Origin of the sequence: Nocardia sp. NPDC060220, assembly GCF_042727815.1 — a bacterium.
In the GTDB taxonomy this organism is placed as follows: Bacteria; Actinomycetota; Actinomycetes; order Mycobacteriales; family Mycobacteriaceae; genus Nocardia.
The window spans coordinates 1-9,090 of sequence record NZ_JBHWZY010000213.1 but is presented as its reverse complement, the minus strand read 5'-3'; the positions used below and the strand labels follow the sequence as shown (position 1 = coordinate 9,090).

General features: G+C 68.3%; 9 protein-coding genes. 2 read left to right on the top strand and 7 right to left on the bottom strand.

Annotated features, from left to right (window positions below; all coding sequences use genetic code 11):
- Nucleotides 1-54: 54 nt before the first annotated feature.
- From ACFWF3_RS13680 to hrcA, 7 genes are all read right to left on the bottom strand, one after another.
- Complete coding sequence (locus tag ACFWF3_RS13680) at nt 55-390, bottom strand: cytidine deaminase (RefSeq protein ID WP_378993864.1); 336 nt, start codon at nt 388-390, stop codon at nt 55-57.
- Nucleotides 383-1,753, bottom strand: coding sequence for a hemolysin family protein (locus tag ACFWF3_RS13675; RefSeq protein ID WP_379313931.1), 1,371 nt, complete (start codon nt 1,751-1,753; stop codon nt 383-385). Before ACFWF3_RS13675 ends, ACFWF3_RS13680 begins: the two co-directional genes overlap by 8 nt.
- Nucleotides 1,750-2,298, bottom strand: coding sequence for an rRNA maturation RNase YbeY (ybeY, locus tag ACFWF3_RS13670; RefSeq protein WP_364410399.1), 549 nt, complete (start codon nt 2,296-2,298; stop codon nt 1,750-1,752). The genes ACFWF3_RS13675 and ybeY overlap by 4 nt, the downstream gene beginning before the upstream one ends.
- Nucleotides 2,299-2,361: 63 nt before the next feature.
- The gene (locus tag ACFWF3_RS13665; RefSeq protein WP_378637749.1) at nt 2,362-3,426 is read right to left on the bottom strand and encodes a PhoH family protein; all 1,065 of its coding nucleotides are present in this window, start codon (nt 3,424-3,426) and stop codon (nt 2,362-2,364) included.
- A gap of 200 nt (nt 3,427-3,626) precedes the next feature.
- On the bottom strand, nt 3,627-4,367 hold the full coding sequence (locus ACFWF3_RS13660; RefSeq protein ID WP_379313930.1) for a 16S rRNA (uracil(1498)-N(3))-methyltransferase: 741 nt from the start codon (nt 4,365-4,367) through the stop codon (nt 3,627-3,629).
- A 4-nt stretch (nt 4,368-4,371) separates the two neighbouring features.
- Nucleotides 4,372-5,526, bottom strand: coding sequence for a molecular chaperone DnaJ (gene dnaJ / locus ACFWF3_RS13655; RefSeq protein ID WP_378993858.1), 1,155 nt, complete (start codon nt 5,524-5,526; stop codon nt 4,372-4,374).
- Between the two features lie 130 nt (nt 5,527-5,656).
- Nucleotides 5,657-6,691 (bottom strand): heat-inducible transcriptional repressor HrcA, encoded by a 1,035-nt coding sequence (hrcA, locus tag ACFWF3_RS13650; RefSeq protein ID WP_378637503.1) that lies wholly within the window; start codon nt 6,689-6,691, stop codon nt 5,657-5,659.
- A gap of 355 nt (nt 6,692-7,046) precedes the next feature.
- Between hrcA and ACFWF3_RS13645 the strand changes: the two genes are divergently transcribed.
- Nucleotides 7,047-7,460 carry a hypothetical protein gene (locus ACFWF3_RS13645; protein WP_378993856.1) on the top strand — a complete coding sequence of 138 codons (414 nt, stop codon included), beginning with the start codon at nt 7,047-7,049 and terminating at the stop codon, nt 7,458-7,460.
- The gene (locus ACFWF3_RS13640) at nt 7,457-8,905 is read left to right on the top strand and encodes a hypothetical protein (protein WP_379313929.1); all 1,449 of its coding nucleotides are present in this window, start codon (nt 7,457-7,459) and stop codon (nt 8,903-8,905) included. The genes ACFWF3_RS13645 and ACFWF3_RS13640 overlap by 4 nt, the downstream gene beginning before the upstream one ends.
- The last annotated feature ends 185 nt before the right edge of the window (nt 8,906-9,090 follow it).

Here is a 9,090-nt window from a genome sequence, read left to right as displayed (position 1 = left end):
GTATTGGGGCGGCCGACGAAACAGACGAAGCCGGAACGGAATTCCTTGCCGGAGTCAGCCACCGTGCACCTCGCTCAGCACGGCGCCGGTGCGGTCGGTGCGGATCACCGAAGCCGACGGCGAGACCTCGCGCACGGCGTCGATACCCGCGTCCTCGGCGTCACCCCCGACGACGACCGCCGCCTCGAACCCCTCGGCGCCGCTCGAGATCGCGGCGGCCACGGCGGCCTGCAACGCGGTCAGGCGCAGCGCGGTCAGCCCGACCTCGCCCGCGGCGTAGGTGCGGCCATCGGTATCGCGCACCGCGGCGCCGCTCGCACCCCCGGTGCGGCCCAGCGCGCCACGCGCCAGTACCAGCAGTTTGTTGTCCTCTGCGTTCAGTTCACTCATGGTGCTCTCCGTTGTCGTCGGGCACGCGCACCGTGTCGGTGTCGGCGGTTGCCTCGTCGGTCGTGCCCTTGCGGGGCTTGTCGGTCTTCTTCTCCGCCTTGTCGGCCTTGTCCGCGGCCCGGCGCACCAGCACGGTGTTGACTCGCATGCGCCCGCGCGCGTCGGCGCCACCCTCGCCGCGCAGCACCAGCCCGTAGACGGTCACCTTGGAGCCGGGCAGCGGAACGCGGCCCAGCTCGTGAGCGAGCAGCCCGCCCACCGTGTCCACGTCGTCGTCCTCGATGTCGAGGCCGTACAGCTCCCCCAGGTCTTCCACCGACAGCCGCGACGAGACGCGGTAGCGCCCGTCGCCGAGGTCCTCCACGGGCGGGGTTTCGTCGGTGTCGTATTCGTCGGCGATCTCACCGACGATCTCCTCGAGCACGTCCTCGATGGTCACCAGGCCCGCGATACCGCCGTACTCGTCGACCAGCAGCGCCATGTGATTGCGGCGGCGCTGCATCTCGTCGAGCAGTTCGTCGAGCGGCTTGGAATCGGGGACGAAGTTCGCGGGCCGCATGACATCGCCCACCGACACCTTGCGGGCGCGATCGGCGTAGGGCACAAGGTCTTTCAGGTAGACCACGCCGCGGATGTCGTCGACGTTCTCTCCGATCACCGGAATCCGGGAATGACCCGATCGCACCGCCAGTGACATCGCCTGGGCGGCGGTCTTGTCGTCCTCGATCCACACCATCTCGGTGCGCGGCACCATCACCGCGCGAGCCGGAGTGTCGCCGAGCTCGAAGACCGACTGGATCATCCGGCGTTCATCGTCGGCCACCACGCCGCGCTCGCGGGCCATGTCGACCACCTCGCGCAGCTCGATCTCGGAAGCGAAGGGGCCGTTGCGAAATCCCTTACCGGGGGTGATCGCGTTGCCGAGCAGAATCAGCAGGCGGCTGACCGGGCTGAGCACCGCGCCGATGATCTGCAGCGGCACGGCGGCGGCCAACGCGATCGAGTAGGCGTGCTGACGGCCGAGGGTACGCGGACCGACGCCGATCACGACGTAGGAGACAACAACCATCAGCGCGGCGGTGACCAGCAGCGCCGTGCTCTCGTTCCACAGGTCGAGCGTCGCCGCCGCCAGCAGCACCGTGGCAGTGATCTCGCACAGGATACGCAGCAGGACAACGAGATTCACATAGCGCGGACGGTCGTCGACGATCTTGCGCAGTCGCGCGGCGCCGGGGCGCTCCTCGCGGACCATATCGTCGAGCCTGGCCCGTGACACCGTGTTCAGTGCCGAGTCCACGCCCGCGAACACCCCGCCGATACCGATCAACACGATTGCCAGCGGGATCAGGGTCAGTGCTGTCACGCGGGGCCTTCACCGGGTGCGGTGAAACCTGCCTTGCCGAGTAGACGGTCGTCACGCTCGGCCAGCTCGGCGCGGCGCTGCTCCTCGCGCAAGCTCACGTACCACTCCTCGAGCAGCTGGGCCTGCAGCGCGAACATCTCCTTCTCCTCCTCCGGCTCGGCATGGTCGTAGCCGAGCAGGTGGAGCACGCCGTGCACGGTGAGCAGGGCCAGCTCGTGATCGAGCGAATGGTCTGCCTTCTGCGCCTGACCCATCGCGAACTCCGGGCACAGCACGATGTCACCGAGCATCGACGGGCCGGGCTCCGGGCTGTCGGGACGACCGCCGGGCTCGAGTTCGTCCATCGGGAACGACATCACGTCGGTGGGGCCTGGCAGGTCCATCCAGCGCACGTGCAGGTCGGCCATGGTGTCGAGATCGACGAGCACCATCGACAGTTCGGCGGCAGGATGGACGTCCATCCGGCCGATCACGAAACGCGCGACGCTGACCAGGTCTTCTTCGGGAACGTCCATGCCCGATTCGTTGGCGATCTCGATGCTCACCTGTTCAGGGTACGGTGCTGGCCCAACGCCGCCGGGAGCGGCATCGGGCCAGCGTGGCGCACCTCAGCGCCGGTCGCTGCGACCCGCGGCCCTGCGCTGGGCGCGATTGCCCGGGTAGTGCGGGCCCGGCACCGCGCGGGTCTCGGATTCGAAGCGGTCATAGGCGTCGACGATGTCGGAGACCAGCCGGTGACGGACCACGTCGGCGCTGGTGAGCTCCGAGAAGTGGATGTCGTCGATATCGGTGAGGATCTCCGCGGCCGCACGCAGGCCCGAACGCTGACCGTTGGGCAGGTCGACCTGCGAGATGTCGCCGGTGACCACCATCCGCGAACCGAAGCCGAGGCGGGTGAGGAACATCTTCATCTGCTCGGCCGTGGTGTTCTGCGCCTCGTCGAGAATGATGAACGAATCGTTGAGGCTGCGACCACGCATGTACGCCAGCGGCGCGACCTCGATGACACCGGAGGCCATCAGCTTCGGAATGGCTTCGGGGTCCATCATGTCGTGCAGGGCGTCGTAGAGCGGGCGCAGGTACGGGTCGATCTTGTCGTTGAGGGTGCCGGGCAGGAAGCCGAGCCGTTCACCCGCCTCGACCGCGGGCCTGGTCAGGATGATGCGGGTGACCTGCTTGGACTGCAGGGCCTGCACCGCCTTGGCCATGGCCAGGTAGGTCTTACCGGTGCCCGCGGGGCCGATGCCGAACACGATCGTGTTGTCATCGATCGCGTCGACATAGCGCTTCTGGTTCAGCGTCTTGGGGCGGATGATCTTGCCGCGCCGCGACAGGATATCCAGGCTCAGCACCTCGGCGGGCGATTCGGACACGCCCTCGTCGGTAAGCATCGAGATGGTGTGGCGAACCGCCTCGGGCGTGATCACCCGGTTGCGGCCGGTCAGCGCCACGAGCTGCTCGATGACCCGCTCGGCCAGCGCCACATCGCCTGCCTTACCGGTGATGGTGACGGTGTTGCCGCGGACATGGATGTCGGCCGGGAGGAGTTTCTCCAGCTGCCGCAGGTTCTGGTCGGCCGAGCCGAGGAAACCGAAAACCGACTCCGGGGCGAGCTCGATGCTGGAACGCACGGTCCGCGCGGCGGGACCAGCATTGTTACCGCCTGCGCCGATGTCTGATACGGGGTTGGTGGGGTTGCCGATCTCGCCTGAGTTCTTCAAAAGTGGCTACAGCCTGCTTCCGGTTTCGACCTGGTGTTCGATGAGATCAGTTTACCGCCGAGCACTGACACCGCACAGTGGATAAAAATGCGCCCGTGCTATGCCGTTCGCGTCCCTGTGAAATACCCGGTTCCGGACGGTCCACTCCTGCCTCACCAGCGCGAGGTCAACGCCCCCAGCGCGCCGAGCGCGACGGCCGCCGCGGTGGAGGTGCGCAGCACGGTCGGGCCGAGGAGCACGATGTCGGCTCCCGCCTCCGCGAGCGCGGCCAGCTCGGCGTCGTCGAGGCCGCCTTCGGGGCCGACGATCAGCACCACTTCGCTCGCCTGGGCCAACGGCAGTTCGGTGAATCTACCCGCGCCGGATTCGTGCAGGGCAGCGACGATCGCGCCGTCCGCCTTGGCTTTTCGCACCAGTTCCACCAGGTCGCGGGTGCGGTGCAGGGCGGCGATCTCGGGAATGTAGGCGCGACGGGATTGGCGGGCCGCAGACTTCGCCGCCGCACGCCACTTCTCGATGCCCTTGGCGGCCTTGGCTTCCCAGTTCGCGACGCAGCGCGCGGCCTGCCACGGGACGATCAGGTCCGCGCCGGCCTCGGTCATCAATTCCACGGCCAGCTCGGAGCGATCCGACTTGGGCAGCGCCTGCACCACGGTCACCGCCGGAGTGGGCGGCGCGGCGATCCGACGGTCACGGACCGCCAGTTCGAGCCGGTCCTTCTGGGCCGCAACGACTTCCGAGTCGGCCAGCACACCGTGCCCATCGGACAGGGTGATCGGTTCGCCGACCTTGATCCGGCGCACGGTCGCGGCATGGCGGCCTTCGGGGCCGTCCAGCACCGCGACAGCGCCCGGCTCGGGGACCTCGTCGAGGTAGAAGACCGTTGCGGCCACGGGCTCAGCGCCCGCTGAACGACGCGCGCAGCCGGGCGAACAGACCGCTGTTGTGCTCGGACTGGGTCGACATCACCTCGGCGCGATCCTTGTCCCGCATGCCCTTGAACTTGCGCAACAGATCGGTCTGCCTGCCGTCGAGCTTGTTCGGCACGACGATGTCGAGGTGGGCGAGCAGGTCGCCGCGCGCACCCGAACGCAGGCGCGGCATGCCGTGCGCCCGCAGCTGGATGACCTCGCCGGGCTGGGTGCCCGCCGCGATGGTGAGTTCGGTGGGGCCGTCGAGGATGGTGTCGACGACCACAGTGGTCCCGAGGATCGCGTCGACCATCGGCACTCGGACGGTGCAGTGCAGGTCGTCGCCGTCGCGCACGAAGGTGTCGTGCGGCTGCTCGACCACCTCGACGTAGAGGTCACCGGCATGGCCGCCGCCGGGGCCCACCTCGCCCTGCGCCGCGAGGCGAACCCGCATGCCGCTGGCGACACCGGCCGGGATGGGCGCGGCGATCTCGCGACGGGCGCGCACGCGGCCGTCGCCACCGCACTTGTTGCAGGGGTCGGGGATGGTCTCGCCCGCGCCACGGCAGGTGGGGCAGGGCCGCGAGGTGAGCACCTGGCCGAGGAACGAGCGCTGCACCGACTGCACCTCGCCCGCGCCGTCGCAGGTCTCACAGCGCACCGGCTTGGAGTTGCCGTTGGTGCCAGAGCCCACGCAGACATCGCAGAGGATCGCGGTGTCGACGGTCAGATGCTTGGTGACGCCGACCGCGCATTCGGCCAGGCTCAGCCGAGTGCGGATCAGCGAGTCGGCGCCGGGCTGCACGCGGCCGCGCGGCTTGCGCTGACCACCGCCCTGGCCGCTCATCCCGCCGAAGAACGCCTCGAAGACGTCGCCGAGGCCGCCGAAGCCCGCACCGTTGAATCCTGCTCCGCCGCCGCCGTTTTCGAGCGGGTCACCGCCGAGGTCGACGATCCGGCGCTTCTCGGGGTCGGTCAGCACCTCGTAGGCGGTGGAGACGTCCTTGAAGCGGGCCTGCGCGCCCTCGTCCGGGTTCACATCGGGGTGCAGTTCGCGGGCCAGCTTGCGGTAAGCGCGCTTGAGCTCCTGGTCGGTGGCGTTCTTGCCGACGCCGAGCAGTCCGTAGTAATCCCGTGCCACGTGAGTTCTCTAGTCCTTGGTCGGTGTGGGCCGGCCGAGCGCCGGGCGCATCCTTTAGTCGAATCCACTCAACTTTACCGGCCGAAGTATCGACCTTAACAGTCCGGTTGTCGTGGATCCCGAGCTGGCTTCACCTTTCGGCGAGCACCTCGCCGATGTAGCGGGCGACCGTCGCGACGGATGCCATGGTGCCGGGGTAGTCCATGCGGGTCGGGCCGAGCACACCCATACCGCCGAGCACAGCGCCCGCCGCACCGTAACCGGTGGAGACGACGGAGGTGCCGCGCATCTGCTCGACCTGGGTCTCCTCGCCGATCTGCACCATCACCTGGCCCGGCTGCTGGGCGGCGGCGAGCAATTTGAGCACGATGACCTGTTCTTCCAGGGCTTCCAGCACGGTGCGCAGGGAGCCGGGGAAGCCGAAATCGGCGACATTGCGGGTGAGATTGGCCGTGCCGCCGAGGACCAGGCGTTCTTCGGGGTGCTCGACCAGCGTCTCCACCAGGACGGTCGAGACCCGGACCAGCACGTCGCGGATCTTGGCCGGTGCGCGTTCGGGCACACCGGCTACCGACGCACTCGCCACCGACAGCAGCTTGCCGTCCATAGCCCCGCCGAGCAGGCCACGCACGGCGGCCAGGTCCTCGTCGGAGATCACCGCGCCCAGGTCGACGATGCGCTGGTCGACGCGGCCGGTGTCGGTGATCACCACGAGTAACAGCCGGGCCGGGTTGAGCGCGACGACCTCGATGTGGCGCACGATCGAGGCCGAGACGGTGGGGTACTGCACCACAGCGACCTGGCGGGTGAGCTGGGCCAGCAGGCGCACGCCGCGGCGCAGAACGTCGTCGAGGTCGACCCCGGATTCGAGGAATTCCATGATCGCCCGGCGTTCGGCGCCCGAAAGCGGTTTCACCTCGGCGATCCGGTCGACGAACTCGCGATAGCCCTTGTCGGTGGGGATGCGGCCCGAGCTCGTGTGCGGCTGCGTGATGTAGCCCTCGGCCTCCAGCACCGCCATGTCATTGCGGATGGTGGCGCTGGAAACGCCGAGGTGATGCCGTTCCACGAGGGACTTGGAGCCGATCGGTTCCTTGGTGGCGACGTAGTCCGCGACGATCGCTCGCAGGACCTCGAAACGTCGATCCTCGGTACTCGACGCCATCGACCCCACCTTCCTCGCTCGTGCCTGGTACGTCACGCCTACCCGTGCTGCGTTCGCACAGGGTCGCACGCCGACGCTCGCAGCGTCTTGTTGTCCAGTCTAATTGTCTTGTTGCCGATCCCTGGATCGCACGGCGGTCCGGCATCGAACCGTCATGCGGGGATATCCGGCGTCGGGGGCGGTGTTCGGCTTGTCGGCTCGGTCGAGCCCCACGCCAGGGTTATCCACAGACCCGAGTTATCCACAGTTGTGGTTTCGCGGGTTGCCGGGCTCGGGCAGCGGGCGTAGATTTCGGACTGAATCAGGGGCCTACCAGCTGTTTTCAGCTGACTACAGAGTGCACGGGGAGGGAACTGTGGTGTATCCGGGTGGGGTCGGCGAAGCGGGGCAAGTCGGTTCGAGCGCGGTCGCGGTGCGGCCGGCGGAGTTCGCCCGGATCGACGGTGCGTGTGTGGAATTTCTCCGCGCGATCGCGCGGATACGGGCACTTGCCGTGGAAATCGGCGATCAGGAGCGCTGGGGGCTCGGCGAGGGAGAAGCGCGGTTGGTATCCGGTCGCACATTGGTCGCGCGATTGCGTTCCCTCGCGGCGGCGAACGAGAACAGCGTCACTGCCGTATTGGACGCGCATTCACAGATCGTGGCCGATATTCGGCAATCTTTCCGGGCTGCGCGCGATCTGATGGTGGTTGCTGACGAAGCGTGGGCTGATCGACTTCGGATGCCGGAACCCTCTGCGGGACAACATATTTCTTCGGTGTCAGCGTGACAGGCCCCGAGCCGAGCGGTATTCGCGGCGAGAACACATATCCGGACTATTCGAGCGACGTCACGAAATCGGGTGTTCCCGGCGGCGGGGAGAACACGCATTGTTGGCGACATCGGGAGATCGTCGCGGCATTCGGGGCACTCGAGGTGACCGACGCGTTGGCGCAAGCGGACAGGTTCGAGCAGATCGCGCGGTGGTGGGACGAGGGTCTACGCGCATTCCGGCACGCAGTGGATGGGTCGCTGGCGTCGGCTTGGTCGGGCGTGGGTGCCGCCGCGGCCGGATCCGCGGTCGACGACTATGTCGCCCAAGCGCACGATCTGACTGTCGCGCTGGAGGATTTGCCGGGCGTGGTTCGAGCGGCTGCCGAGGCGATCGTGGCGACCAAGTACGCGGTCGGGTCACCCGTTGCCGAGGAGATCGGCGCCGCGGCATGGTCGGCGAGTGGGGCGGTACACACCATGGGCTCAGCATCGGCGCACGGTGCGGCTTCGGCCGCGGAGGAGGATGCGCGGACGGCGATGCGGCAGCGATACGTGTTGCCGATCGCGGAGTTGGTCGCTCGCATTCCGGTGCTGCCCATGCCACTTCGGTCGTTCGACTCCGGCGAGCTGAGCGATCGGCAATTACTGATCGGCACCGTGGGGCAATCGCGAGGCGAGCGGCGCAAGGTGTCGCCGGTCGAGGTTTCCGCAGATGGCGGGCAGAACTTGTCCGTCGCGTCCGGGGAGAGTTCGGCCCAGCAGGTGGCGGTCGGAGACTCGGAGCAGGTGAGGAGTGCTGATCGCGGCACGGGAGTGCTGGTCGACGGTCACGAACTGGTCGACGGCAGATCGGTGGAATCCGATGACCGATCGGCACGCCCAGGCAACGCTACGACGGTGACCTCGGCGTCGTCGGGTGTCACTGGCGCGGCACCGCCGAGCGGTGCGGCTACGTTGACGGCACCTGTCGGCGCAGGGTTGCTCACAGCGCCCGCGGGGACTTCCGCGGCGGCTGTCGACCCCGGGGTGGTTTCGGCGGGCCGTGTTCCCGCTGCAGGCTCAGCGGCTGGGCGTATGGGTCCGAGCGTCAGCACGAGCGGAGGCGATGACCGGACATGGGGTAGGGCACCGCGGTATCGACCGCCCGGCCAGCACGATGTGTCTAGGCCGGGTATCGGGCACAGCGTTCCCGGATCGACAGGCCCGGCTATCGGCGTCAACCCTCCGTCGGGGCACGCCACATCCAGGTCGGTCGATCGCTACTTCCATTGCGGAGGAGGACCGCCGACGGCGCCCGCGCCGGGCGTCGACGCCGTGCGCGGACTGCCGGAGTACTTGATCACGCTCGCGAACACCGCGGAACTACTCGGTGCGCCACGACCGGCGATAGCCGGTGGGGTGATCGGTGGTGGCGATGACTTCTCGCCGGTCGAGCAACGCTCAACGGCGACTCGGGGCTGACGGCGATGTCAGCGCGTCGGCGAAGGCGTCGGCAGTGGCCGCCCGATTCGGGCGGCCGGTGCCGGATCAGACTCGGGCAGCAGCGCCGCAGCGAGCGGCGGAGTCGGGGGCGCCGACCTGCTTGCCCGCGAGGGCGTCGAGACCCAACATCGCCAGCAGCGACGTGCAATCTTCGGCGTCGTTCG

Excerpts from the sequence above, each read along its gene's own strand:
- ACFWF3_RS13680 (WP_378993864.1), bottom strand. The coding sequence starts at position 390 with ATGAGTGAACTGAACGCAGAGGACAACAAACTGCTGGTACTGGCGCGT.
- hrcA (WP_378637503.1), bottom strand. The coding sequence starts at position 6,691 with ATGGCGTCGAGTACCGAGGATCGACGTTTCGAGGTCCTGCGAGCGATC.